Annotated in this window: 24 protein-coding genes; 15 read left to right on the forward strand and 9 right to left on the reverse strand. The window is 67.7% G+C overall.

Annotated features, from left to right (window positions below; genetic code table 11):
* The first annotated feature begins 14 nt into the window (after positions 1–14).
* Positions 15–1,421 carry an amino acid permease gene (locus tag HV766_RS05550; protein WP_054451646.1) on the forward strand — a complete coding sequence of 469 codons (1,407 nt, stop codon included), beginning with the start codon at positions 15–17 and terminating at the stop codon, positions 1,419–1,421.
* Positions 1,422–1,489: 68 nt separating this feature from the next.
* On the opposite strand, the gene HV766_RS05555 is transcribed toward HV766_RS05550, so the two are convergent.
* The 4 genes from HV766_RS05555 to HV766_RS05570 form a co-directional block, all read right to left on the reverse strand.
* Positions 1,490–1,903, reverse strand: a complete 414-nt coding sequence (locus HV766_RS05555; RefSeq protein ID WP_175180717.1) for a VOC family protein — start codon at positions 1,901–1,903, stop codon at positions 1,490–1,492.
* A gap of 78 nt (positions 1,904–1,981) precedes the next feature.
* A complete protein-coding gene (locus HV766_RS05560) occupies positions 1,982–2,674 on the reverse strand; it encodes a helix-turn-helix transcriptional regulator (RefSeq protein WP_054451644.1) in 693 nt (230 codons plus the stop codon).
* Positions 2,675–2,750: 76 nt separating this feature from the next.
* Positions 2,751–3,722, reverse strand: coding sequence for an alpha/beta hydrolase (locus HV766_RS05565; RefSeq protein WP_156337326.1), 972 nt, complete (start codon positions 3,720–3,722; stop codon positions 2,751–2,753).
* Entirely contained in the window at positions 3,719–4,732 is a 1,014-nt protein-coding gene (locus HV766_RS05570; RefSeq protein ID WP_175180718.1) for a tripartite tricarboxylate transporter substrate binding protein, read from the reverse strand. The genes HV766_RS05565 and HV766_RS05570 overlap by 4 nt, the downstream gene beginning before the upstream one ends.
* 162 nt (positions 4,733–4,894) lie before the next feature.
* Here HV766_RS05570 and HV766_RS05575 point away from each other — a divergent pair, with 162 nt between their 5' ends.
* The gene (locus HV766_RS05575; RefSeq protein ID WP_054452252.1) at positions 4,895–5,851 is read left to right on the forward strand and encodes a LysR family transcriptional regulator; all 957 of its coding nucleotides are present in this window, start codon (positions 4,895–4,897) and stop codon (positions 5,849–5,851) included.
* Here the strand turns inward: HV766_RS05575 and HV766_RS05580 are convergent.
* Positions 5,848–6,708 (reverse strand): hypothetical protein, encoded by an 861-nt coding sequence (locus HV766_RS05580; protein ID WP_119451777.1) that lies wholly within the window; start codon positions 6,706–6,708, stop codon positions 5,848–5,850. The two genes, HV766_RS05575 and HV766_RS05580, sit on opposite strands and share 4 nt — an antisense overlap.
* A gap of 143 nt (positions 6,709–6,851) precedes the next feature.
* A complete protein-coding gene (locus HV766_RS05585) occupies positions 6,852–7,319 on the reverse strand; it encodes a CopD family protein (RefSeq protein ID WP_175180719.1) in 468 nt (155 codons plus the stop codon).
* A gap of 136 nt (positions 7,320–7,455) precedes the next feature.
* On the opposite strand from HV766_RS05585, the gene HV766_RS05590 reads away from it, so the two are divergent.
* From HV766_RS05590 to HV766_RS05630, 9 genes are all read left to right on the forward strand, one after another.
* Entirely contained in the window at positions 7,456–7,965 is a 510-nt protein-coding gene (locus HV766_RS05590; protein ID WP_054451641.1) for a sigma-70 family RNA polymerase sigma factor, read from the forward strand.
* Positions 7,944–8,957 carry a FecR domain-containing protein gene (locus tag HV766_RS05595; protein ID WP_175180720.1) on the forward strand — a complete coding sequence of 338 codons (1,014 nt, stop codon included), beginning with the start codon at positions 7,944–7,946 and terminating at the stop codon, positions 8,955–8,957. Before HV766_RS05590 ends, HV766_RS05595 begins: the two co-directional genes overlap by 22 nt.
* 175 nt (positions 8,958–9,132) lie before the next feature.
* Complete coding sequence (locus HV766_RS05600) at positions 9,133–11,685, forward strand: TonB-dependent receptor (RefSeq protein ID WP_254593279.1); 2,553 nt, start codon at positions 9,133–9,135, stop codon at positions 11,683–11,685.
* Between the two features lie 79 nt (positions 11,686–11,764).
* Positions 11,765–12,811 carry a hemin-degrading factor gene (locus HV766_RS05605; RefSeq protein ID WP_054451638.1) on the forward strand — a complete coding sequence of 349 codons (1,047 nt, stop codon included), beginning with the start codon at positions 11,765–11,767 and terminating at the stop codon, positions 12,809–12,811.
* Positions 12,812–12,829: 18 nt separating this feature from the next.
* Positions 12,830–13,663: a heme/hemin ABC transporter substrate-binding protein gene (locus tag HV766_RS05610; RefSeq protein WP_119451780.1), complete on the forward strand. Its 834-nt coding sequence runs from the start codon at positions 12,830–12,832 to the stop codon at positions 13,661–13,663.
* Between the two features lie 37 nt (positions 13,664–13,700).
* Positions 13,701–14,645 (forward strand): FecCD family ABC transporter permease, encoded by a 945-nt coding sequence (locus HV766_RS05615; RefSeq protein ID WP_119451788.1) that lies wholly within the window; start codon positions 13,701–13,703, stop codon positions 14,643–14,645.
* Entirely contained in the window at positions 14,642–15,430 is a 789-nt protein-coding gene (locus tag HV766_RS05620; RefSeq protein ID WP_119451781.1) for a heme ABC transporter ATP-binding protein, read from the forward strand. The genes HV766_RS05615 and HV766_RS05620 overlap by 4 nt, the downstream gene beginning before the upstream one ends.
* Before the next feature lie 79 nt (positions 15,431–15,509).
* Positions 15,510–15,992: a YajQ family cyclic di-GMP-binding protein gene (locus HV766_RS05625; RefSeq protein ID WP_054451634.1), complete on the forward strand. Its 483-nt coding sequence runs from the start codon at positions 15,510–15,512 to the stop codon at positions 15,990–15,992.
* Between the two features lie 47 nt (positions 15,993–16,039).
* Positions 16,040–16,945, forward strand: a complete 906-nt coding sequence (locus HV766_RS05630) for a LysR family transcriptional regulator (protein ID WP_054451633.1) — start codon at positions 16,040–16,042, stop codon at positions 16,943–16,945.
* 13 nt (positions 16,946–16,958) lie between these two features.
* Here the strand turns inward: HV766_RS05630 and HV766_RS05635 are convergent, their stop codons facing one another.
* Positions 16,959–18,404, reverse strand: coding sequence for an AlkA N-terminal domain-containing protein (locus tag HV766_RS05635; protein WP_175180722.1), 1,446 nt, complete (start codon positions 18,402–18,404; stop codon positions 16,959–16,961).
* A 146-nt stretch (positions 18,405–18,550) separates the two neighbouring features.
* On the opposite strand from HV766_RS05635, the gene ogt reads away from it, so the two are divergent.
* The 4 genes from ogt to HV766_RS05655 all read left to right on the forward strand — a co-directional run bounded on the left by ogt (position 18,551) and on the right by HV766_RS05655 (position 22,503).
* Entirely contained in the window at positions 18,551–19,099 is a 549-nt protein-coding gene (ogt, locus tag HV766_RS05640) for a methylated-DNA--[protein]-cysteine S-methyltransferase (protein ID WP_175180723.1), read from the forward strand.
* 73 nt (positions 19,100–19,172) lie between these two features.
* Positions 19,173–20,138 carry a DUF3829 domain-containing protein gene (locus HV766_RS05645; RefSeq protein WP_054451631.1) on the forward strand — a complete coding sequence of 322 codons (966 nt, stop codon included), beginning with the start codon at positions 19,173–19,175 and terminating at the stop codon, positions 20,136–20,138.
* Between the two features lie 201 nt (positions 20,139–20,339).
* Complete coding sequence (locus tag HV766_RS05650; protein ID WP_175180724.1) at positions 20,340–21,425, forward strand: tartrate dehydrogenase; 1,086 nt, start codon at positions 20,340–20,342, stop codon at positions 21,423–21,425.
* Between the two features lie 97 nt (positions 21,426–21,522).
* On the forward strand, positions 21,523–22,503 hold the full coding sequence (locus tag HV766_RS05655; protein WP_119451784.1) for a Bug family tripartite tricarboxylate transporter substrate binding protein: 981 nt from the start codon (positions 21,523–21,525) through the stop codon (positions 22,501–22,503).
* A 13-nt stretch (positions 22,504–22,516) separates the two neighbouring features.
* On the opposite strand, the gene HV766_RS05660 is transcribed toward HV766_RS05655, so the two are convergent.
* Positions 22,517–23,122, reverse strand: coding sequence for a phosphatase PAP2 family protein (locus tag HV766_RS05660; RefSeq protein ID WP_175180725.1), 606 nt, complete (start codon positions 23,120–23,122; stop codon positions 22,517–22,519).
* Between the two features lie 91 nt (positions 23,123–23,213).
* Positions 23,214–23,642 (reverse strand): arsenate reductase (glutaredoxin), encoded by a 429-nt coding sequence (arsC, locus tag HV766_RS05665; protein WP_054451627.1) that lies wholly within the window; start codon positions 23,640–23,642, stop codon positions 23,214–23,216.
* Positions 23,643–23,679 lie beyond the last annotated feature (37 nt).

Here is a 23,679-nt window from a genome sequence, read left to right on the forward strand (position 1 = left end):
ACCTGGAGGAGACAATGCAACAACAAAAAGGATTCGGCCAGATCGCCGAACGCGAGCAGGGCCTGAAGCGGCGGCTGACGTCGGGGCAGATGAGCATGATCGCCATCGGCGGCGCCATCGGCACGGGCCTGTTCCTGGGCAGCAAGTTCGCCATCGGCTTTGCCGGACCCAGCGTGATCATCAGCTACGCCATCGGCGGCCTGATCACGCTGCTGCTGATGGGCTGCCTGGCGGAAATGACGGTGGCGCATTCCACCTCGGGTTCCTTCGGCGCCTATGCCGAGCACTACGTCGGCCCGCTGGCGGGGTTTCTGGTGCGCTACGCGTACTGGTCCTGCGTGGTGCTGGCGGTAGGCACCGAAGTTACCGCCGTGGCCGAGTACATGAAGTTCTGGTTTCCGGACGTGCCCGGCTGGCAGTGGGTCTGCCTGTTCTCGGCCGTGCTGATCTTCATCAACGCCATGAGCGTCAAGACTTTCGGCACGGTCGAATACTGGTTCTCCACGATCAAGATCACCGCCATCGTCGCCTTCATCATCCTGGGCGCCTACGTGGTCTGGGGCAATCCGCAGTACGGCACCGCCCTGTACACCTCGCACGGCGGGTTCTTCCCGAACGGCGTCTGGGGCATGTGGATCGCCGTGGTCATTTCGATCTTCAGCTACCTCAGCGTGGAGATGATTGCGGTGGCCGCGGGCGAGGCCGAAGACCCCGAACGCGCGGTCAAGCAGGCGTTCCGCGCCACCATCGTCCGGCTGGTGGTGTTCTACCTGCTGACGCTGGCGCTGATCCTGGCCATCGTGCCCTGGGACGAGGCCGGCAAGGGCGGCAGTCCCTTCGTCAAGGTGATGCAGGCGCTGGAGATTCCGGGGGCGGCGGGCGTCATCAACTTCATCGTGCTGGTGGCGGCGCTGTCGGCCATGAACAGCCAGCTTTACATCACCACGCGCATGATGTTCAGCCTGTCGCGCGCCGGCCATGCGCCGTCCGCGTTCGGCAAGCTGACGCGCAGCGGCACGCCGCTGAACGCGCTGCTGCTGTCGACCAGCGGCATTGCCATCGCCGCGGTGCTGAACGTGCTGTACCCCGAGACCTCGTTCACGCTGATGATGGCGATTTCGATGTTCGGCGCGCTGTTTACGTGGATGATGATCTTCGTCACCCACTACTGCTTCCGCCGCCGCTGGGCGCGCGAAGGGGGCGGCAAGCTGTCGTTCCGCATGCCGGGCTTTCCGGTGCTGACCCTGCTGGGCGCGGGCGCGATGCTGGCGATCCTGGCCACCACCTACTTCACCAGCGTCTTCAAGATGACGCTGGTGTTCGGTGTGCCTTTCCTGCTGGTGCTGGCCGTGCTTTATCAGCTGCTGTTCCGTCGGCGCGGCGAAGCCGTTGCGCTGACCCCGCGCGGCCAGCGTTCCTGACATAGCTGCGCCCGGTTCAGACGCGGGCCTGAGGCGCAAGCCTCAGGCCCGTATTTCATGGCCGGGCTTCAGGCGCTGGCCAAGGCGGGCGCAGGCTGCTGGGCAGCCTGTTCCTGCGGCCCCGGCGCGAACACGCGCAGCCGGTGGCCGTCGGGATCCAGCGCCACGAAGGTGCGACCGAAATCCATATCGGTGGGCGCCTGCAGGATGGGCAGGCCGCGCAGGCTCCAGTCCAGGTGGCGGCGGTCCAGCGCCTGCGCGTCCGAAACGGTAAAGGCGAGTTCGGTCGCGCCGCCGCGGCCGGCAGCGGCCGGCTCCACGGTATAGCGCGACCACAGGCCCAGCATCAGGCCGGAATCCAGCCTGAACAGTGCGAAGGTGGGGGAGCTTTCGAGGGGCGGACGCTGCAGCAGGGCGCTGTAGAACGCGGCGCTGGCGGCGGGCTTTTCGACGTAGAAAATCACGAAATTGGTGTCTGACATGATGCGCTCCGGGTGGTAGACGCGCTCATCTTAGACAGGGGTGCTGTCAGTTTTTGGCAGTAGCTTTTATCTGCATTTTCATCCGCATTGCTTGGGCGATCGGTCGATCGCGCGCCACTCCTTCAGCAGCGCATGGCGGCGCTTGGGATAACGCTCACCGGGCGTCAGCGTGGCGATGCGATCGGTGCGGAAATGGCGGAAGTCCTGGCGCAGTTCGCACCAGGCCATGACGATGCGCACGCTGTCGAAAAACCCCAGCGCGAACGGCCAGATCACCCGCGCGGAATCGGCGCCCTTGTCGTCGCGGTACGTGATGTCGATCTTCTGTTCGCAGCGTATGGCGTGGCGGATCAGCGACAGGTCCACGCGGTCCACCACCTGCATCGCGCTGGGCCCGACCAGCAGCGGTATCGCATCCAGCCCGTCGCGCATTTCCGCCGGCAGCACCGCGCCGATCTTGGCCAGCGCGTTGCTCGCCGCCTGCGCCAGGCGCGGGTCGGCCCGGTCCGCGACCCAGCGCGTGCCCAGCACCAGCGCCTCGATCTCCTCGGTGCTGAACATCAGCGGCGGCAGCATGAAACCGGGCCGCAGCACGTAGCCCACGCCCGGTTCGCCCTCGATCTCGGCGCCCTGCGATTGCAGGGTGGCGATGTCGCGGTAGAGCGTGCGTATGCTGACGCCCAGGTCGGCGGCCAGTTGGCGGCCGCTGACGGGGCGGCGATGGCAGCGCAAGGTCTGCATCAGGCCCAGGAGGCGTTCGGTGCGGGACATGGGGGCGGGCGGGGATGGAGGATCCATAATGCTGCCACGAAATGGCAGCAGGCGGGGCTCCGTCCGCAGCGGGATTTCAGGCCGGCGGCAGGGCCATCAGCCACTCGTGCACGCGCGCGGCCAGGTCCAGGCTGTTGCGGTCCATCATCAGCATGTGCGAATTGCCGGCGATGCCCAGCTCGGGCAGCGACAGCAAGGTGACGCAGGGATGCCGCCGCGCGAAATCGCGCACCCGCTCGCGCATGCGCGGCCAGCGCGGGTCCGTGTCCATGTTGTCGCCCATGAGGACCAGGGTGGGCGTGCGGTAGCCGGCGTCCAGTTGCGGGATGCTGGCCGGCTCCAGCGCAACCACGGCGCGCACCAGATCGGGCCGGGCGGCGGCCGCGCGGATGCCGAATACGCCCGCCTGCGAATGGCAGATGACGATCATGCGGCCGACCCGCTCCAGCAAGGCCAGATAGCCGCGCAGGACGGCGGCGTCGGTATGCACCCAGCGCGGCACCATCTGCGCGGCCAGCTCGCCGAAGGCTTGCACCGGGAACTGCGTGTTGCCATAGGCGCTGCCGGGGCCGGGGCGCGTGCCCGGGCGGCCGATGCGAAAGCGCGTGTAGCAGTCTTCCTGCGCCTGCACGATGGGGCCTTCCGGCCAGATCTCGGGAACCGGCGCGTAGCCTGAGCGGCCGCGTTCCACGGCATCGCACAGATAGGCGTCCCAGCCGCGGCGCAGGAAGGCATGGAGCCAGCCCTGGCGGCCATCGGGCGTGGTCTCCCACGCCGCGCCGGTCATGCCGCCGCCATGCCAGAAGGCCAGCGGCGGGCGGCCACTGGCCGGCTCGGCCAGGAAGTACTGCGCATACATCTGCTCGACGCGGTAGGTGCCGTTGGGGTCCAGCGCGACGGGCTGGCCGCCTTCGGCCATCACCACCTCGCGCCGCGGCAGGCCCGACAGGCTGACCTCGCGTCCGCCCACGTGGAAGGCGCCCATGTCGCGCAGCCGGATCGGCGCGAGCGCGTCCGATGCGTCGCGGCCGGGTTCGTCCGTCATCATTCGGCCCGGATGCGGTTGGCCTGGATCACGTCTTTCCAGCGCGCGGTCTCGGCCACCACAAAGTCGCCCAGCGCCTGGCGCGGCCCGGCGGCAGTCTCCACGCCCAATTCGCGCATCTTGGCGGCGACCTCCGGCGCCTGCAAGGCGTCGTTGAAGGCTTGGTGCAGCGCGGCCAGCGTGGCGTCCGGCGTGCCGGCCGGCGCCATGATGCCGAACCAGGGCGTGATCAGGAAATCGGCCACGCCGGCTTCGGCGAAGGTCGGCACGTCTGGAATGGCCGGCGCGCGCTTGGCGCTGGCCACGGCCAGCGCCCGCAGCTTGCCCGCGCGGATGTTCGCCAGCGAAGCCGGCAGGTTGTCGAAATACATGTCGACCTGGCCGCCCAGCAGGTCGGCCGCGACCTGACCGGCGCCCTTGTAGGGAATGTGCGCCACATCGATGCCGGTGCGCAGCTTCAGCAATTCGGTGGCCAGGTGGGCCGAGCCGCCCACGCCCGACGAGGCCGAGTTCAGCTTGCCCGGATGGGCGCGGGCGTAGGCCAGCAGCTCAGCCACGGTCTGCGCTGGCACCTTGGGATTGACGACCAGCACGCTGGGCACCGTCCCGATCATGGCGACGGGCGCGAAGTCCTTGACGATGTCGTAGGGAGCGGGCTGGTAGAGCGAGGGCGCGACCGTGCAGCCGAAGGCGCACATCAGCAATGTGTAGCCGTCGGGCGCGGCGCGCGCCACCGCCTGCGTGCCGATATTGCCGCCGGCGCCGGCGCGGTTTTCCACGATCAGAGGCTGGCCCAGACGCTTGGCCAGGCTGTCGCTGAGGATGCGGGCCAGGATGTCGGGCGTGCCGCCGGCGGGGAAGGGCACCACCAGCGTCACGGGACGTTCGGGAAAGCCCGCCGCAGCGGCCGGCTGTGCGGCGCCCAGTAGCAGCGCAGCTCCGGTGAGCGCGGCCGCCATCCAGCGGCGGGGGGAAGCGCGCCAGCGCGCGGCGGTCAGGCCCAGGGGGATCATTGCGGCAGTCTCCGGAAAGTCGGGTCGGGTGCGGAAGGCCCCGATCTGCCGCGGACTGTAGCCAAGGCTGACCGCCTTGCCCAATGCTGGCTGCGCAAGCTGTATATGTCGAAAACGGTATGGAATTTTCAATGCATGCATTTCAGGCATAGTATGGGCGGCATGAGCGACGCCCAATCCTTGCCCTATCTGCGCCGGCTGGACATGAACCTGCTGCTGACGTTCGACGTCCTGATGCGCACTCGCAGCGCCACCGCCAGTTCAGCCCTGCTGCATAAGACGCAGCCCGCCATCAGCCGTGACCTGGCGCGCCTGCGCCGCCGGCTGGAAGATCCCTTGCTGGTGGTGGTGAAGGGCCGATTCATTCCGACGGAGCGGGCGCTGGAACTGCATTCGGCGGTGCATGACGCGCTGGCGCAGATCGAAGCGGCGCTGCGTCCGGCCGAGGCTTTCGACCCGGCCAAGGCCAGCGGCGTGGTCAATATCGGCACCGGCGCGCATAGCGAGATCCTGCTGGCAGCGCCGCTGATCGAACGTCTGCACCGCGCCGCGCCAGGCATCACACTGCGCTTCCAGTCGGTGCACGGAGACTTCGTGCCGGACGATCTGGACGCGGAGCGGTTGGACATGGCCATCGGCCTGTTCGGCAAGGTGCCGGCGCGTTTTCATCGGGATACGCTGCTGAAGGACCGGCGCGTGTGCGTGGTGTCGGCGCGGCATCCCTGGGCAGGCAAGCGCGCGCTGGCGCTGGCGGATCTGCCGTCCATCAAGTGGTTCGCCTTCGCGCACATGTATGGCCGGGAAACCAACTTCGACCGCGCGCTTAAGCCGGATGCCAGCCGGCTGGAATTTTCGGCCTACCTGTCCGGCTTCGGCATCACGCCCTATGTGCTGCTGGACACTGATTACGCCACCACCATGCCGGCCAGCGTGGCGCAGGTGCATGGCCGGCATTTCCCGCTGGCGACGCTGGAACTGCCTGCCAGCCTGCGCAAGATCGAACTGGTGATGGTGTGGCCGCGGCGCCTGCATACGTCGCCGTTGCAGGCCTGGCTGCGCGGGCAGATCCGCGAGGTGCTGCGGGAACGCGTGGACGCTCCCGCAGCCAGTGCGGCTTAGGAACCGACCTTCTTGCCAGTCGCCACGTCGATGGCCGAGCCGTCTTCCAGGCTGACGCGGTAGATCTCGCGCACCACGTTGCCGGCGAAGCCGATCTCGACGATGGACACGTCCTTGAAGGTGGTGTTGATGCCGTCCGGCAGCACGGCGTTGAACTTGTCGGACTCCTGCTTCATGGCGTCCTGCAGGCGCGTGTCGTACATCGCCATGCTGTAGACCAGGGTGGTGTGCGGATTGTGCGCGCGCACTTCCTTGCCGTCCTGCATGATGTTCACGCCGCTCACGCCCATGGTCTTGACCAGGTCTTTCCCGGCGTCGCCCATCTTGGCGTAGACCGGGCCGGTGACGCGCGGCAAGGGGCCGTCGCGCAGCGGCGCCAGGGCGGCGGTGGCGACGGTGTTGTAGCGCATCATGTCCTCGAAGCCCTGGCCGCTCTTGACCACGCCCAGGTCCAGCCACCACGGATGGCCCGCGCCCTTGGCGGCTTCGGTGGGATAGAAATTCTTCAGCGTGACCTGCAGCGGGGCCGGCGGCTTGGGCAGGGCCTTGAGCATGCGGGCGGGCGTTTGCGGGTCGGCGCTGTGGATGTGCACCACCGTCACGTGCGGCATGTTGGGCGTTTCGGCCTCGGTCTTAAGGCCCAGCTTGAGCAGGTCGGCTTTCAGCGTGCCATTGATCTTGGCGTCCAGGATGGCGTTGACGTCCTGTGGCAGACGGTAGACCACGCCATAGGTCGCCTTGTGTTCTCGGAACCCGGTCTGGTCCAGGGCGCTGTTGTCGATGGGGGCGGCGGCATGCGCGCCCGAGGCGGATACGAACAGGCCGAGGGCGGCCAGCTGGAAGACACGCTTGATCATGGAGATTCCTTTTGTTTGTGTAGGCCCGCGAGAGTCATCCGCAGTGTGGCCAGCGCGGATGTAATGCGTATTGCACCAAGCAAAAGAATTCCGATACCAGCCTGCGCATGCCCGATAGCTGGCGGGCGCCGGCTGATATCCGCCTACGCAAAAAAGACGATGGCCACGATGGCGATGCCCAGCAGCAGGTTGATGCCGACCCAGCGGCGTATGCCGCCCATGGCCTGGCCGCCCTGGGGCCAGTCGGATGCGGCGACCGCCGCCCGCAACTGCGGGTAGAGCACGAAGCGGATGTAGGCGTAGATGGCCGTCATGACCAGGCCGCCCGAGGCCATGAGGGTCCAGCTGCGCGGCATGAAGAAGGAGCCGCCCGTCTGCGCGGCCTGGCTGGCTTCCTGGCCGATCATGAGCGCGCCCGAAAACAGGATCAGCACGATGGCCGCCAGCACGGCATTCAGGAATGGCCCCAGCACCGACGCCATCAGCCGCAGCCGGACCGGCGGTTCCAGTTGCGCGGCCGCCGGCCGCAGGAAACAGTGCGCGAACAGCATGCCCCCGACCCAGAGGATCACGGCCAGCAGGTGGATGAATTTGAGCGCGGCATAGAGCATGGGGCAGGCCTGTAGGGAGGAATCCGTCCCCATCATATCGCCGTCAAGCGCGGCGCGCGGACTTGACCGGAATCATGGTTTTGCATTTAGAATGAGATTGATTTCTATTTGTGATTGAAAGTTCAGGGAGCCACCCGTGCCGAATCCCGCGGTCGCCGCCAGCGACAACGTCCAACTGCTGTACCGCGCTCATCACGGATGGCTGCATGGCTGGCTGCGCGCCAAGCTGGGCAACAGCTTCGACGCGGCCGATCTGGCGCAGGACACCTTCGTGCGGGTGCTGCGCCACCGCCATGAACTGGACGCCCTGCGCGAACCGCGCGCCTATCTCACCACCATCGCCAAGCGCCTGCTGCTGAATCACCACCGGCGGCGCTCGGTGGAGCAGGCCTATCTGGAAGCCCTGGCCCTGATGCCAGAGGCGCTGGCGCCCTCGGCCGAACAGCGCCTGATCATCCTGGAAACGCTGCAGGAAATCGACGAGATGCTGGCTGGCCTGTCCCTGCCGGCCCGCCAGGCCTTCCTGATGGCGCAGCTGGAAGGACTGAGCCATGGCGAAATCGCCGCCCGCCTCAACGTGTCGCTGCGCACCGTGCACCGTTACATCGCCAAGGGATTCGAACAATGCATCATGGCGTCGATCTGAGCGCCCAGGCCGAGGCGGCGTCCGAACTGCCCGCCGTCGAACGCAGCGTGGCGCGCGAGGCCGCGCGCTGGCTGCTGCGGCTGAGTTCGGGCCGCGCCACCGACGCCGACCAGCGGGCCTGTGAACTGTGGCGCGCCAGCAAGGCCGAGCACGAGCACGCCTGGCAGCGCGCGCAGCGCGTGAACGAACGCTTCGGCCTGATCCCGGCGGCGCTGGGTATGGCGACCTTGAACCGGCCCGAGCTCAGAAGCCGCCGCGCCGCGCTCAAGACACTGATTGCGCTGGTGGTGGCCGGTCCTGTCGGCTGGGCCGCCTGGCGCGCCGATCCGCTCGACTGGACCGCGGACTACCGCAGCGCGCCGGGCGAGCGGCGCGAAGTGGCGCTGGCGGATGGATCCACGCTGCTGCTGAACACAGCCAGCGCCGTCGACGTGATGTACAGCTCCACGGCTAGCCTGGTGCGCCTGCGCGCCGGCGAGATCGCGGTGCATGCCGTGGCCGACACGGCGCCTGCGCCGCGGCCCTTCGTGGTGCGCACGAGCCAGGGAGACATCGAGGCGCAGTCCTCGCGTTTCTGCGTGCGCCAGGAAGGCGGCCTGTGCCGCGTCAGCGTGCAGGAAGGGCGGGTCCGCGTCGGCAGCGCCGCGCATCCGCGCAGCCTGATCAGCCTGGAAGCTGGCCAACAGAGCAGCCTGACGGACGAGGGTGCATCGCCGCCATCCCCCGCGGACCCGCATGCCAGCGACTGGCAGCGCGGCGTGCTGTACGCCAACCGCATGCGGTTGGACGCCTTTGCCGCCGAACTGGGCCGCTACCGTTCCGGCATGCTGCGTTGCGATCCCGAGGCGGCGCATTTGCGCATCTCGGGCGCGTTCCAGGTGCGCGACACCGATGCGGTCCTGGCGGCACTGCCCGCGACCTTGCCGGTGCAGGTGCGCTACCGCACGCCGTACTGGGTGACGATCACCTTGCGCGCGGCAGCCGAGGCCTGAACCCGCGCTGTTACAAAAAAGTGGAGGGCCAGCTGTCCGATTCGGATTTCACGAGGGTCATGGTCTGTAGAGGCAAACGAATGCCGACACCTTTTGGATCGAAAGGACGACCATGGCTTATCTCCCCGCCGGCCGCGCAAGCGGCTCCCGACCAGCCCGAGGCCTGCAATGCCGCATGACGCATCTAGCCGCCGCCGTGCAGGCCGCCCTGGCGCTGTCCGCGCTGTCCGCCGCCTTGCTGCCCGCAAGCGCCGCGTGGGCGCAATCCGCGCAGCAGACGCAGGCGCGCGGCTATCGCATTCCCGCGGGCACGCTGGCCGAGGCGTTGCCGCGCTTTGCCGACAGCGCGGGCGTGACGGTGCTGTTCGACGCGGCGCTGGTGGGCCAGCGCCGCACGGCGGGGCTCGATGGGGTCTATTCCGTGAATGAGGGCTTTGCGCGCTTGCTGGCGGGCAGCGGCCTAGGCGTGCAGGAGCGCGGCGCCCGCGTCTACGTGTTGCAGGCATTGCCCGCGGATGTGACGCAGTTGGCGCCCGTCCAGGTGGAAGGCGAGGGCGCGCCGGTCGCGCCGGCCTGGGAAACCAGCACCGACCGCAAGCGCCTGGACGAACTTCAAGTCAAGAACTGGAGCGATTTCGGCAAGCGCGCCGAGCCCGGCGTGAGCTTCAACCGCACGACCAACAGCATCAACATCCGCGGCCTGGATCAGGATCGCGTGCTGACGCGCGTGGACGGCATCCGCCTGCCGTGGCTGGACGACGGCGCGCGCGGCCTGAAGGGCGGGCTGGAAGCGGTGGATTTCAACAGCCTGTCGCGGCTGGACATCGTGCGCGGCGCCGACGCCAGCGGCGGCGGTTCCGGCGCGATTTCCGGCACTGCCGACCTGTACACGCTGCAACCGTCGGACCTGCTGACAGACGGCAAGACCTTCGGCGCGCTGGCCAAGACCGACTACGACACGGCCGACAGCAGCTGGGGCGCCAACGCCGCCCTGGCGGGCCAGATCCACAGCAATACGTTCTGGCTGGTGCAGGCGGGCGTACGCAACGGCCATGCCCTGGACAACCGCGGCGACGTGGGCGGCTACGGACCCAAGCGCAGCGAACCCAGCCCGGAAGACTACGACCAGCGCAGCTTCCTGCTGAAGCTGCAGCAGCGCGTCGAAGGCGGCCACCGCTTCGGCCTGACCGGCGAATACTTCAAGCGCAACGCCGACATCGACAATATGTTCGAGCAGGGCGCGGGCACCAGCTATCTGTACGGCGAGAACAGCACCCGCAAGGAAACCGAGCGCCAACGGGTGTCGTTCGATTACTCGTACAAGGCGCCCGGTGCGGACAGCCTGATCGACACGGCCACCGCGGTCGTCTACTGGCAGCGCCTGCAGCTGGACAGCTCGCTGAGCGGCGTGCGCAGCGTCGATTCCCGGGCCTACGCCATACCGGGCGATCCGTTCCGTTACGGCTATCCCAGCGGGCCTTATGGCCGCAGCAACTCCATCCGGCAGACCATGTTCGGCGCCAATGCCGAAGTCACCAAGCGCCTGGCGGGCGCCTCGGTGTCGCAGTTGTGGACCGTAGGCGGGGAGTGGTATGGCAACAAGACCGAGCAGTACTCAAGCGGCTACGACAATTGCCCGGTGATCCGGCCGGGCACGCCGGCGCCCATGGGCCCGCGCCTGTGCGACATGCTGCACACCAACCAGGCCGATGTGCCGCAATCCAAGGGCAATCAATGGGCCCTGTGGGTGCAGGACGAATTCAGCTTCGCCGACGGCCGCTACACCATCATGCCGGCGCTGCGCTATGACCACTACGAACAGAAGCCGCAGTCCACGGCCAGCTACGAAAGCAATCCGAACGCAGGCGCGCTGCCGCCGTCCAACAGCGGCAGCCGTTTCTCGCCCAAGCTGCTGGCCACCTGGAAGGCCGCGGATGAGCTGAGCCTCTACGCGCAATACGCCTACGGCTTCAAGGCGCCCAGCCCGACCCAGCTCTACACCAACTACGGCGGCCCCGGCACCTACCTGCGCGTGGGCAATCCCTATCTGAAGCCCGAAACCAGCAAGGGCTGGGAGCTGGGCGCCAAGATCGGTTCCGATTCCCTGGGCGGCGCGGTATCGTTGTTCGACAACCGCTACCAGAACTTCATCGATGGCGACGTGCCGCTGAACGCGTCCTCGCCCCAGTGGCAGCCGGGCTGGGCCGGACAGTATCCCTTGGGCGTGACCGGCAACGTCAACCGCGCCAAGGTGCGCATCTATGGCGCCGAAGCCAGCGCGCACTGGAAGTTTTCGCCAGGCTGGCGCACCTGGGGCTCGCTGGCGTGGGCCGTGGGCAAGGACGAGAGCACGGGGCAGTACCTGAACTCGGTGGCGCCGCTGAAGGCGGTGCTGGGCCTGGGCTACGGCCGCGACGTGTGGGGCGTGGACGCCATGCTGACTACCGCCCTGAAGCGCGACAAGGTCGAGTATCCCGAGGCCACGGCCACGGCGCGCAATCCCGATTTCCAGGCGCCCGGCTACGGCGTGGTGGACCTGATGGGCTATTGGCGTCCGGCCGCGGTGAAGGGGCTGCAGGTGCAGGCAGGCGTTTTCAATCTGTTCGACAAGAAGTATTGGGAGGCCATCAACGTGCCGACCGCCGGCGCCATCGCCATTCCGCGGCCGGTCGATTGGTACACGGAACCGGGACGCAGCCTGCGCGTCTCACTGACATACCAGTATTGATCCTGACCCGCCGCCGGTCCGGGCAATGCCGGGACGGCGGCGGTCTACGCAAACCTTAGCAACGGCCGGAGGGCCCACGATGAGCAACACCGATTTCATGTCCCGCGCCCAGGAACTGCGCGCTCGCAACGAGGCCCTGGCCGCCTCGCAACCCAAGCTGCGCGCCCGCAACCTGGCGCAATCGCTGGGAGTGTCCGAAGCCGAGTGGGTCGCGGCCGAATGCAGCGGCCTGAAGGCCACCGCCCTGCACGGCACGCCCCAGGAGATCTTCCGCGAACTGGGCACGCTGGGCCCGGTCATGGCGCTGACGCGCAACGACTGGTGTGTGCACGAGCGTCACGGCGTGTATGAGGACATCCAGGCCGACGGTCCGGTAGGCCTGGTGCTGGGGCCGGACATCGACCTGCGCGTTTTCTTCACGGCCTGGAAGTCGGCCTGGGCGGTCGAGCAGGACGGCCGCCACAGCCTGCAGTTCTTCGACGGCGCGGGCGTGGCGGTGCACAAGGTCTACCGCACCGACGCCACCGATGCCGCCGCCTACGATGCCCTGGTCGCCAAGTTCGCGGGCGAGGCGCAATGGCCCGAGACCCAGCCCTATGCGCCCGCCGCCGACGCCGACCGGGTCGAGGACGGCGCGCAATGGCGCGAGGCCTGGCTGGGCATGCAGGACACGCACGAATTCTTCCCCTTGCTGCGCAAGTTCAAGGTGTCGCGCCTGGCCGCCCTGGCGGCCGCGGGCGAGGACCTGGCGCAGCAGGTGCCGGCCGATGCCGTCGAACGCATGCTGGAATCCGCGGCGCAGTCCGGGCTGTCCATCATGTGTTTCGTGGGCAACCGCGGCATGATCCAGATCCATACCGGCCCGGTGCAGCAATTGCGCCGCACCGGCCCCTGGTACAACGTGCTGGACCCCAAGTTCAACCTGCACCTGGACACGACCGCCATCGCGTCCGCCTGGGTGGTGAACAAGCCGACCACGGACGGCTGGGTCACCTCGCTGGAGCTGTATTCCGCCACCGGCGACCTGATCGCGCAGTTCTTCGGCGAGCGCAAGCCCGGCAAGCCGGAGCTGGCGCAATGGCGCGAACTGATGATCAGCCTGTGCAGCGTGCCGCTGGCCGCCTGAGCCCATAAGGACGTAGCGATGAAAAAATGGTTGGCAATGGCGGCGGGCTGGGCAATCGCGCTCGGCGCGTACGCGGCGCCGCCCGCCCGGGTGGTGACCCTGGGCGGCACCGTGACCGAGATCGTGTATCAGCTGGGGCAGGGCGACAAGCTGGTGGGAGACGATCTCTCCAGCCTCTATCCCGAGGCCGCGACCAAGCTGCCGCGCGTCGGCTACTACCGTTCGGTACCGGTGGAAGGCGTCTTGTCGCTCAAGCCCGATCTGGTGCTGGCTTCCGAGCAGGCCGGGCCGCCGGACGCGCTCAAGCGCCTGGCGGATGTCGGCGTGCGCGTCGTCACCGTGTCGGACGCGCCGTCGGTGGATTCGCTCAAGTCACGCATCCGCGGCATTGCCGATGCGCTGGGCGTGGCGCCGGCGGGCGAACGCATGGTGGAAGACGTCACGCGCGAGCTCGCGCGCGCCGAGGCGGTACCCGCGACGCGCGCGCGGGCGCTGCTGCTGATCAATCGCACAGGCTCGCCGCAAGGCGCCGGCCGCGACACCGCCGCCAACGAAGTCATGCATCTGGCGGGGCTGGTGAACGTGCTGCAAGACCAGCATGGCTACAAGCCCTTGTCGGCCGAGGCCATGGGGGCGCTGGCGCCCGACCTGATCATCGTGACGCAGGCATCGCTGGACGCCGGCGGCGGCATGGACGCCTTCCTGCGCATGCCTGGCATCGCATCCACCCAGGCGGCCGCGAAGCGGCGCGTCGTCGTGATGGACGACCTGCTCATCCTGGGCATGGGACCGCGCCTGCCGCTGGCGCTGACCCAGCTCAAGCAGGAGGTTGCGCATGTCATGGCGCGTTAGCGCGCCGCTGGCGTTGGGCCTGCTGGCAGCGGCCCTGATGCTGGCCGTGGTGGCCGCCACCGCCAACGGCGCGGTGGCGATCCCCTTGCGCGAGCTGCCGTCCCTGCTGTGGGGCGCGCCCACGCCGGAGACTGCCCTGTGGCGCAATGTGCTGATCGACATCCGCTTGCCGCGCGTGCTGTTCGCGCTGGTGGCGGGCGCGGGCCTGGCGGTGTCCGGCGCGGCCATGCAGGCGCTGTTCCGCAATCCGCTGGCCGAACCCGGCCTGATCGGCATCTCGGCGGGCGGCGCGCTGGGGGCGGTGGCCGCCATCGTGCTGACGTCCGGCGGCTTCTGGATCACCGCGCCTGCCGCCTTCGCCGGCAGCCTGCTGGCCACGCTTTGCGCCTACGCGGTGGGCCGGCGCGTGCCGGGCGTGGCGGGCCTGTTGCTGGCAGGCGTGGCCATCACGGCCATGGCGTTCAGCCTGATCGGCCTGTTCACCTTCGTCGCCACCGACGCGCAGCTGCGCGACCTGACGTTCTGGAACATGGGCAGCCTGGGCGGCGCGAACTGGAAGGTGCTGGCCTTCCTGGGACCCTGGGTGCTGCTGGTGAGCCTGTGGCTGATGAGCCAGTGGCGCGTCATGAACGCGCTGCTGCTGGGCGAGCGCGAGGCCCAGCATTTGGGCTACACGCTCAAGCGCGTGCGGGCCAGGCTGGTGCTGGCCAGCGCGCTCATCGTCGGGCCCCTGGTCGCCGCCACGGGCACCATTGTCTTCGTCGGCCTGGTGGTGCCGCACCTGGTGCGCATGACACTGGGCGCCAATCACCGCTGGCTGCTGCCTGCGACCATCCTGGCCGGCGGCCTGGCGCTGATCCTCGCGGATTGGCTGGCGCGTACCGTGGTGGTGCCGGCGGAGCTGCCTATCGGCCTGGTGACGGGCCTGGTGGGCGGGCCGTTCTTTCTGTGGCTACTGGCGCGCGGACGGAGGATAGGATGACGCTAACCGCGCAAAACGTGACGGTGAATCGCGGCGCAGCGCGCATTCTCACCGATGTATCGCTGGACATTCGTCCGGGAGAAGTCGTGGGCCTGCTGGGGGCCAACGGCGCCGGAAAATCCACCTTGCTGGGCGTGTTGTCAGCGGAATTGCCTGCCGATGCGGGCCAGCTGAGTCTGGGCGAAACCTCGCTTGCCGCCATGCCGCACCGGCAGCAGGCGCGCCGCCGCGCCGTGCTGCCGCAAAAGCCGGGGCTGACCTTCGACCTGAGCGTGCGCGAGGTGGTCGCCATGGGCGCCTATCCGTTCCCGGAGTTGGCGCCATCCGTGGTGGACGCGCTGGTGACGCAAACGCTGGGCGAGGCCGACGCCGCGCATCTTGCCGGGCGGCGCTATCCCGAGCTGTCCGGCGGCGAACAGCAGCGCGTCCAGTTCGCCCGCGTACTGGTTCAATGCCATGCCGCGCGCGAACGCGACGAGCCGCGCTACCTCTTGCTGGACGAACCCACCGCCAGCCTGGATCCCAAGCACCAGGGCGACCTGCTGCGGCGCTCCTGGGAGCTGGCCCATGCCGGCAATACGGGTGTACTGGTGATCCTGCACGACATGAATCTGGCCGCCCGCTGGTGCGACCGCCTGCTGCTGCTCAGCGGCGGACGCGGCATCGCCCAGGGGACGCCGGCAGAGGTCCTGACGCCGGCCAATCTGTATCTGGCCTACGGTATCGACGCGCAGGTGATCGCGCATCCCCTGCAGGCCGGCCGCCTGCTGGTGCTGATGGCGTGACTCGGGCTGTGGGGCCGGTAAAATAGGCGTTACGCTGGTATTCGCCTTTTTCAACATTTACCCAACAGGACCCCGTGTCATGCCTACTTTTGACGTCGTCTCCGAAGTCGACAAACACGAACTCTCCAACGCTGTCGATCAAGCCAACCGCGAACTGGCCACCCGCTTCGATTTCAAGGGCACCGACGCCAAGTTCGAGCTCGACGAATTTGTCGTGACCCAGGTCGCTTCCAGCGCCTTCCAGCTCAAGCAGATGCTGGACATCCTGCGCGGCCGCCTGTCGGCCCGCGGCATCGATGTGCGCTGCCTGGACGTGGCCGATCCCCTTGAAAACCTGGGTGGCGCCCGCCAGAAGGTCACCATCAAGCAAGGCATCGAGCAGCCGGTGGCCAAGAAGCTCATCGCCGCCATCAAGAACGCCAAGCTCAAGGTGGAATCGCAGATCAACGGCGACAAGCTGCGCATCAGCGGCAAGAAGCGCGACGACCTGCAGACCGCCATCGCGCTGCTGAAGAAGACCGACGTCGACCTGCCGCTGCAGTTCGAAAACTTCCGCGACTGATCCGCCCCGCGCCAGGGTGCCGCGCACCCTGCGGACCTGGAGGGGCCATGGGACATTCCAACGAGTTGCAGCTGGTCGTCGAACTGGTGCGCGCCGGCGGCATGTCCGCCGCCGCCCGCGAGCTGGGCGTCACGCCGGCCGCGGTCAGCAAGCGGCTGGCCCAGATCGAGGCGCGGCTGGGCGTGCGGCTGGTCAATCGCAGCACGCGACGCCTGAGCCTGACCGCGGAAGGCGAGGTCTACCTGGAGAACGCCCGCCGCATCCTGGGCGAGATCGAAGACCTGGACCAGTTGATCGCCAGCCGCCAGGACAGTCCGCGCGGCCTGCTCAAGATCAACGCGCCGCTGGGTTTCGGCCGCAGCTACATCGCGCCCGCGATTGCGGAGTTCGCTCGGAAATATCCCGAGGTGTCGCTGCAATTGCAGCTGACCGACAGCCCGGCCGACTTCGTGCAGGACGCCGTCGATGTGGCCGTGCGCTTCGGCGACCTGCCCGACACCCGCCTCATCGCCCGCAAGATCGCGCCTAACCGGCGCCTGGTCTGCGCGTCGCCGGGCTACCTGAAGGCCCACGGAGTGCCTGCCACGCCGCACGACCTGGCGCGGCACCAGTGCATCGTGCTGCGGCAGAATGAAGCCGCGTACGGCCTGTGGCGTTTCACCAAGGGACGCCGCAGCGAGACCGTGAAGGTGCGCGGCAACCTCAGCAGCAATGACGGGGAAGTGACGCTGACCTGGGGCCTGGCCGGCCTGGGCATCCTGCAGCGCGCCGAATGGGATCTGGCGCGCTATCTGCGCAGCGGCAGGCTGGTGCAGGTGCTGGAAGACTACGCCTTGCCGCAAGCCGACATCTACGCTGTCTTTCCGGAACGGCACCACCTGTCGGCCAAGGTGCGCGTGTTCGTGGACTTCCTGGTGGCGTATTTCCGCAAGGGCGCGGAAGACCAGTGGTGAACCCGGGCCGCGCTCAGGCCGTCCACAGGTGCTGCGCCGCGTAGGCGCGCCAAGGCCGCCAGGTTTCGGCGCGGGCCAGCAATTGCGCCGGGGTATAGGTCCGCGCTTCCAGTCTTTCGAGTCCGCGGATCAGGCCGATGTCGGCGGACGGAAACGCGTCCGGCTCGCGCAACTGGCGCAGCGCGATGTATTGCGCCGTCCATTCGCCCACGCCGCGTATCGTGCGCAGCCGGCGCACTGCGTCTTCCAGGCCGCCGGCGGCATCGAACAGATGCTTGTCCGCCACTGCCGCCGCGGCGACCGCCGACAAGGTGGCCGCGCGGCTGCGCGGCATGCCCAGCGACGCAAGCTCGGCCGGCGCCACGGCTTCAGGCAAGGGGAACACATGGGTCAGCACGCCTTCGGGACGGGTCATGGCGGCGCCGTGCGCGGCCACCAGCTTGCCGGCCAGGCGTATGGCCGCAGCCACCGTGATCTGCTGCCCCAGCACGGCGCGCATGGCCAGCTCGAAGCCGTCCCAGGCGCCAGGCACGCGCAGGCCGGGCCGCGCGCGGATCAGTTCGGTCATGACGGGATCGCTGGCGAACTGCGCGGCGATGGCGACCGGATCGCTGGCCAGATCGAAGACGCGGCGCAGGCGCGCGATGATGGCCGGCAGCGCTTGCAGCCGGGGAAAGCGCACCGTGGCCTCGAGCGCATCGCCGCGGCCCGGGCGCACCGTCACCGTGCCCTGGCAGCCGTCCAGCAGGACAGTGCGCGCATAGCTGTCGTCCGTGACGTGTTCGATGCCGGGAATCGCGCGCAGCCGCAGGAAAGCCAGCATGGCGTCCCAGTCGTAGGGCGGGCGGTAGCGCAGCAGCAACTTGATCTCGCCCTCCTGCGCCGCGGAAACTTCCGGCTTGCCGGAGCGCCGCAGTTCGCCCGGGGCGCGCGCGAACAGGTCATGGAAGATCTCGTTGAAGCGGCGGATGCTGCCAAAGCCCGACGCGAAAGCGATCTCCGCCATCGGCAGCCGGGTTTCGTGGATCAGCTGCTTGGCCAGCAGCACGCGCCGCGTCTGGGCCACGGCCACGGGCGAGGCGCCCAGGTGCTGGCGGAACTGGCGCCGCAACTGGCGTTCGCCCACGCCCAGGCGCTGCGCCAGCGCGTCCACCCCGTCCTCGTCCAGCGCGCCCAGTTCGATCAGTTGCAGCGCGCGCGCCACGCTGTCGGGCAGTTCATGCCCGGGTCCGACTTCCGGCGCGGTCTCGGGTCGGCAGCGCAGGCAGGGGTGATAGCCGGCTTCCTGCGCCGCCGCCGCGGTGGCGTAGAACGTGACGTTCTTCGACAATGGCGTGCGCGCGGGGCAGACCGGGCGGCAATAGATGCGCGTGGTCTTCACTGCCGTGAAGAAGCGGCCGTCGTAACGGGAGTCGCGCACTTGGATGGCGCTGTAGCAGGCGTCGTGGTTCAGGTCCATGGAATCATGCTAACGCCGCGGCGGGCGTCGGATCTAGCGGTTTTCGGACAGTGTTGTGGATGCGGCATTCCTGTCCGAAAACCGCCAGCGCATGGCTCGCTCCCCCGCCTATATTGTTTGCGTCGATCATCGCAGGAGGCCATCCCATGCCAGCCCGTACCCAGACATTTCTGCTTGAACGCGTACCCACGCCCATCGGCCTGATGCTGGTCCTGAGCGACGAGCAGCGGCGCCTGCGGGCGGTCGACTGGGAGGACTACGAAGCGCGCATGCATCTGTTGCTGCGCAGGCAGTACCGCCATCAGAACGTGGAGCTGCGCGATGCGGCCCAGGCCTCGCCCGCGCGGCGCGCGCTGCTGGATTACTTCGACGGCGACGTGCGCGCCATCGACGCGCTGGATGTGGCCACGGGCGGCACGGACTTCCAGCGGGAAGTGTGGCGGGCGTTGCGCGAAGTGTCGGGCGGCCAGTCGATCAGCTATGGCGCGCTGGCGCATCGCATTGCGCGTCCCGCAGCCGTGCGAGCGGTGGGCGCGGCCAATGGGGCGAATCCCATAGGCATCGTCGTGCCTTGCCACCGCATCGTGGGCGCTGACGCCGCCCTGACCGGTTACGGCGGCGGACTGCACCGCAAGCGCTGGCTGCTGGATCACGAGCAGAGATGGCTTGAAAATTCTTGTGACAGGGTTGAATAGATTTGTAGCTTGTTAAGCATCTGATGGGCATATCATGCGTCCCCTTCAGAGCAACCCGCAACAGGAAACAAAGATGTTTATGCCGCGCCCCTTGCGCATGTCCGCAGTTCTGGCCGTCACGCTGGCGCTCGCCGCGTGCGGCGACGATAGCGCCAAGAAGGAAGCGAAAGCGCCCGAGGCGGCCACCGCCCAGGCCGAGATCACCAAGTACAACCAGTACGTCGACACCGCCAACAGCATTTCCACGACTTTCGAGCAGGCGCTGGAACGCTACGAGGCCTATGCCGTCCCGGCGCTGAAGGAAGGCAAGCCGCTCAAGGATTTTGTCATCAGCAATGATTCGACGATCCAGCGCACCAAGGAGAAGCTCGACCGCGCGCTGGCGATGACGACGCCCATCGCCGAGATCGACGGGCCGGCCAAGGAATTCTCGGATGCGTTGGGCAAGCTGGCGCCGCTGAGCCACGAACTGCAGAACTATGCCGCAGCCAAGACCTTCCTGTCCGACAACGGCGCGCTGGCGCGCGAGAAGAGTCCGGCCTATGTCGCGGCGCTGACCGAAGTCGTGAAGGCGGAGAACGGCTTCTACCGCGGCATCTCCATCAAGGACACGGCCAACACCAAGGAAGCCTTCGAGAAAGCCAAGAAGGACACGGTCGCCTACTACCGCGCCGGCATGGTCTATTACGGCAAGGCCACGATGGACAAGGCCTCGGGCGTGTTTGAGGGCAAGGGCCTGGGCGCCGACCAGGACGCGTTCAAGCAGGAGCTGGACAAGATGAACGAAATGGCGCTGGGCTTCGACAAGAAGACGCGTGAAGCCGACGCCAAGGGCTGCTCCGGCATGATGATGAACGTCAACGGCTTCCTGGCCTCCGGCCGCAAGATCCTGGAACACACCAACAATGGCCGCTACAAGGAAGACGCCGCGCGCACCGGCGCGTTCAAGATGATGCGTCCCACCATCGAAGACGACGCCAACAGCCTGCGCCAGAACTTCAACAACCTGATCTCCGACCTGAACATCGGCCGCTGCTGATCGCAGCGCGCCCGCGGCTGGTTCATGGCCGCAACCTGACACAGCGCCCCATGCGGGCGCTTTTTTTTCATGTGCGTCAGGTTTCTCGGTCTGCCACCTTCAACTCCAGGTAAAAGATGTTGTGAATTCCACGGCGCCCGCAGGCCGCGGGCCTCAGTACAGTGCCGACAGCATCTCACCAGCAAGGAGCCCAGTCGGCACATGAAGACCTATCGCATCGCAACCATCCCCGGCGACGGCATCGGCAAGGAAGTAATACCCGCCGGACAGCGCATCATGCAGGAACTGGCCCGGGACGGCGGCCTGAGTTTCGAGTTCGAGGATTTCGACTGGGGCGGCGACTACTACCGCAAGCACGGCGTGATGATGCCGGCCGACGGCCTGGATGCGCTGCGCGGCAAGGACGCCATCCTGTTTGGTTCTGCCGGTGATCCGCACATCCCCGACCACATCACCCTGTGGGGCTTGCGGCTGAAGATCTGCCAGGGCTTCGACCAGTACGCCAATGTGCGTCCGACGCGCATCCTGCCGGGCATCGACGCGCCGCTCAAGCGCTGCGCGCCGGGACAGCTGGATTGGGTCATCGTGCGCGAGAACTCCGAAGGCGAATACTCCGGCGTGGGCGGCCGGGTCCACCAGGGCCATCCGCTGGAAGCCGCGACCGACGTGTCCATCATGACCCGCGCGGGCGTCGAACGCATTCTGCGCTTCGCCTTCAAGCTGGCGCAATCCCGTCCGCGCAAGTTGCTGACGGTAGTCACCAAGTCCAATGCGCAGCGCCACGCCATGGTCATGTGGGATGAGATCGCCATGGAGGTGAGCCGCGAGTTCCCGGACGTGACCTGGGACAAGGAACTGGTCGACGCGGCCACCGCCCGCATGGTGAACCGCCCCGCCTCGCTGGACACCATCGTCGCCACCAACCTGCACGCCGACATCCTGAGCGACCTGGCGGCGGCGCTGGCCGGCAGCCTGGGTATCGCGCCCACCGGCAACATCGACCCGGAACGCCGCTATCCCTCCATGTTCGAACCCATCCACGGATCGGCTTTCGACATCATGGGCAAGGGCCTGGCGAACCCGGTCGGCACCTTCTTGTCCGTGGTCATGCTGCTGGAGCACCTGGGCGAAACGCAGGCCGCCGCGCGGCTGATGCAGGCGATCGAAAGCGTGACTGCCGATCCTTCTCTGCACACGGGCGACCTGGGCGGAACCGCCACCACGGAGCAAGTCACGGCGGCCGTGTGCGCGAAGCTGGCGGCTGCGGACAGGGCCAAGGCCGCATAGGCGAAGCAAACCCGAAGCGGGATCGGGGCGCAAGACCCCAGGCCCGCTGCGGGATCCACGAGAACAAGCGAATTCCATTCGTACCGAGGAGACAAGCATGCACAAGAGAACGAACCCTGCGCGCATCCTGGCGCTGGCCTGCCTGGCGGGCCTGTCCTTCGCCGGCGGCGCGCAGGCGCAGGGCTATCCGGCCCGGCCCGTGAACCTGGTCGTGCCGTTTCCGGCCGGCGGCACCACCGACGTGCTGGCGCGCGCGCTGGGCCAGGAGCTGGCCAAGAGCCTGGGCCAGCCGGTGGTGGTGGAGAACAAGCCAGGCGCGGGCTCGACCCTGGGCGCGGACTACGTGGCCAAGGCCGCGCCCGACGGCTACACGCTGCTGATGGGTGCCGTGCACCACACCATCGCGACCAGCGTCTATAAGAGCCTGCATTACGACTTCCAGAAGGATTTCGCGCCGGTGACCACGGTGGCCTTGGTGCCCAACGTGCTGGTGGTCAATCCCAAGCTGCCGGCGCAGGACGTGAAGTCCTTGCTGAAGCTGGCGCAAGGCCAGCCGGGCAAGCTGACCTATGGCTCGAACGGCATGGGCACGGGGCAACACCTGATTGGCGCGCAGTTCGAAAAGGAAGGGCATGTGCAGTTGCTGCACGTGCCCTACAAGGGCAGCGGGCCGCTCACCACCGACCTGCTGGGCGGCCAGATCGACATGTCCTTCGACACGGTGACGCCGGTGCTGGCACACATCCAGAGTGGCAAGCTGCGCGCGCTGGCTGTCACCACCAATCAGCGTTCGGCCGCGTTGCCCGATGTGCCGACCATGGAGGAGGCCGGTCTGAAGCCCTTCAACATGGGGACCTGGTTTGGCGTGCTGGCGCCGGCGGCCACGCCTGCGGACGTGGTCGGGCGCCTGAATGCCGAGATGGTCAAGATCATCCGTTCGCCCGACTTCTCGCGGCGGATGGCCGAGATCGGCGCTGTGCCTATCGGCGATACGCCAGCCGAGATGAAGGCGCGCATCGGCACGGATACCGAGAACTACGCCAAGCTGGTCAAGGACGCCAAGGTCGCGATCAACTGAGCGCGGCGTTCGTTCAGGCGCGGATCCAGCCGCGCGCGATCGGCAGGGCCAGGACCTTGCGGTACAGCCCCTGCGTCAGGCCCGTTAGCGGTTCGCCGCAGCGGCGCCACACCATTGCGGTCAGCGCGGCGGCCACCGGCGCCAGCAGGAGTCCGCCCAGGATGTCCAGCGGGAAATGCACGCCCAGGTAGACGCGGGAAGCGCCCACCAGCACGGCCGCGGCCAGCGCCAGCCAGCCCCAGCCGGCCCAGCGCCGGTCATAGATCAGCGCGAACGCCAGCGTGGCGATGATGATGGTGTGGTTGCTGGGAAACGACGACGTCGCCTTGTGCGGGAAGAAGGCGTGTCCCAGGCCGATGACGAAGGGCCGCGCATGCGGCCACAGCGCGCCGCACAGGTAGCTTGCGAACAGCGCCACGGCGATGCTGGCCAGCGTCTTCAGCGCGACCTCGCGCTGCGGCCGGCCGCCCCACAGCCACAGGGCGGCCAACACGACCGGCACCAGCAGGATCAGCCGGTTCGCCACCAGCATGGCGGCGTGGATCTGCCAAACCGGAGTGGCCGGGTCGGCGTTGATCGAGAGAAAAAGGGACTGGTTGAGGCTTTCAAGGGAATTCATGACTTGTCATCGCGGCGTAATGAAACGATTGCCGCGATGGTAATGATCCCAGCCGTCAGTCCGCTTACAAAAGGCCGCGGACTGCGTCCTTTTACTTCTGGATGCGTTTGCCCTGCGCGTCGATCACGGCTTCGCCGTCTTCCTTGGCGAAGGCGCCTTGCTGCGGGGCGGGCAGGATGTCCAGCACCAGTTCCGACGGGCGGCACAGGCGCGCGCCCAGCGGCGTAGCGACAAAGGGGCGGTTCAGCAGGATGGGGTGCTGCTCGATCGCGTCCAGCAGCGCGTCGTCCGAGAGGGAAGCGTCGTCCAGGCCCAGTTCCAGGTAAGGCGTGCCTTTCTCGCGCAGGGCCTCGCGCACGCTGACGCCGGCCTTCTTGAAGAGTGCCTTCAAGGTGGCGCGCGAGGGCGGCGTTTCCAGGTACAGCACGACCTCCGGTTCGATGCCGGCGTTGCGGATCATGGCCAGGGTGTTGCGCGAGGTGCCGCACTTGGGGTTGTGATAGATGGTTACGTCGGACATGGAAGCTCCTCTTTCCGGTAGATCGTCATGCAAGGCT

The organism is Achromobacter aegrifaciens (assembly GCF_902859735.1).
In the GTDB taxonomy this organism is placed as follows: Bacteria; Pseudomonadota; Gammaproteobacteria; order Burkholderiales; family Burkholderiaceae_B; genus Achromobacter; species Achromobacter aegrifaciens.

Coding starts and splice junctions, on each gene's coding strand:
- HV766_RS05570 (WP_175180718.1), bottom strand. CDS start 4,732: ATGATCCCCCTGGGCCTGACCGCCGCGCGCTGGCGCGCTTCCCCCCGC.
- HV766_RS05575 (WP_054452252.1), top strand. CDS start 4,895: ATGAGCGACGCCCAATCCTTGCCCTATCTGCGCCGGCTGGACATGAAC.
- HV766_RS05555 (WP_175180717.1), bottom strand. CDS start 1,903: ATGTCAGACACCAATTTCGTGATTTTCTACGTCGAAAAGCCCGCCGCC.
- HV766_RS05635 (WP_175180722.1), bottom strand. CDS start 18,404: ATGGACCTGAACCACGACGCCTGCTACAGCGCCATCCAAGTGCGCGAC.
- HV766_RS05600 (WP_254593279.1), top strand. CDS start 9,133: ATGACGCATCTAGCCGCCGCCGTGCAGGCCGCCCTGGCGCTGTCCGCG.
- HV766_RS05595 (WP_175180720.1), top strand. CDS start 7,944: ATGCATCATGGCGTCGATCTGAGCGCCCAGGCCGAGGCGGCGTCCGAA.
- HV766_RS05615 (WP_119451788.1), top strand. CDS start 13,701: ATGCTGGCCGTGGTGGCCGCCACCGCCAACGGCGCGGTGGCGATCCCC.
- HV766_RS05585 (WP_175180719.1), bottom strand. CDS start 7,319: ATGCTCTATGCCGCGCTCAAATTCATCCACCTGCTGGCCGTGATCCTC.
- HV766_RS05610 (WP_119451780.1), top strand. CDS start 12,830: ATGAAAAAATGGTTGGCAATGGCGGCGGGCTGGGCAATCGCGCTCGGC.
- ogt (WP_175180723.1), top strand. CDS start 18,551: ATGCCAGCCCGTACCCAGACATTTCTGCTTGAACGCGTACCCACGCCC.
- HV766_RS05560 (WP_054451644.1), bottom strand. CDS start 2,674: ATGTCCCGCACCGAACGCCTCCTGGGCCTGATGCAGACCTTGCGCTGC.
- HV766_RS05565 (WP_156337326.1), bottom strand. CDS start 3,722: ATGATGACGGACGAACCCGGCCGCGACGCATCGGACGCGCTCGCGCCG.
- HV766_RS05620 (WP_119451781.1), top strand. CDS start 14,642: ATGACGCTAACCGCGCAAAACGTGACGGTGAATCGCGGCGCAGCGCGC.
- arsC (WP_054451627.1), bottom strand. CDS start 23,642: ATGTCCGACGTAACCATCTATCACAACCCCAAGTGCGGCACCTCGCGC.
- HV766_RS05605 (WP_054451638.1), top strand. CDS start 11,765: ATGAGCAACACCGATTTCATGTCCCGCGCCCAGGAACTGCGCGCTCGC.
- HV766_RS05660 (WP_175180725.1), bottom strand. CDS start 23,122: ATGAATTCCCTTGAAAGCCTCAACCAGTCCCTTTTTCTCTCGATCAAC.
- HV766_RS05625 (WP_054451634.1), top strand. CDS start 15,510: ATGCCTACTTTTGACGTCGTCTCCGAAGTCGACAAACACGAACTCTCC.
- HV766_RS05580 (WP_119451777.1), bottom strand. CDS start 6,708: ATGATCAAGCGTGTCTTCCAGCTGGCCGCCCTCGGCCTGTTCGTATCC.
- HV766_RS05550 (WP_054451646.1), top strand. CDS start 15: ATGCAACAACAAAAAGGATTCGGCCAGATCGCCGAACGCGAGCAGGGC.
- HV766_RS05655 (WP_119451784.1), top strand. CDS start 21,523: ATGCACAAGAGAACGAACCCTGCGCGCATCCTGGCGCTGGCCTGCCTG.
- HV766_RS05650 (WP_175180724.1), top strand. CDS start 20,340: ATGAAGACCTATCGCATCGCAACCATCCCCGGCGACGGCATCGGCAAG.
- HV766_RS05630 (WP_054451633.1), top strand. CDS start 16,040: ATGGGACATTCCAACGAGTTGCAGCTGGTCGTCGAACTGGTGCGCGCC.
- HV766_RS05645 (WP_054451631.1), top strand. CDS start 19,173: ATGTTTATGCCGCGCCCCTTGCGCATGTCCGCAGTTCTGGCCGTCACG.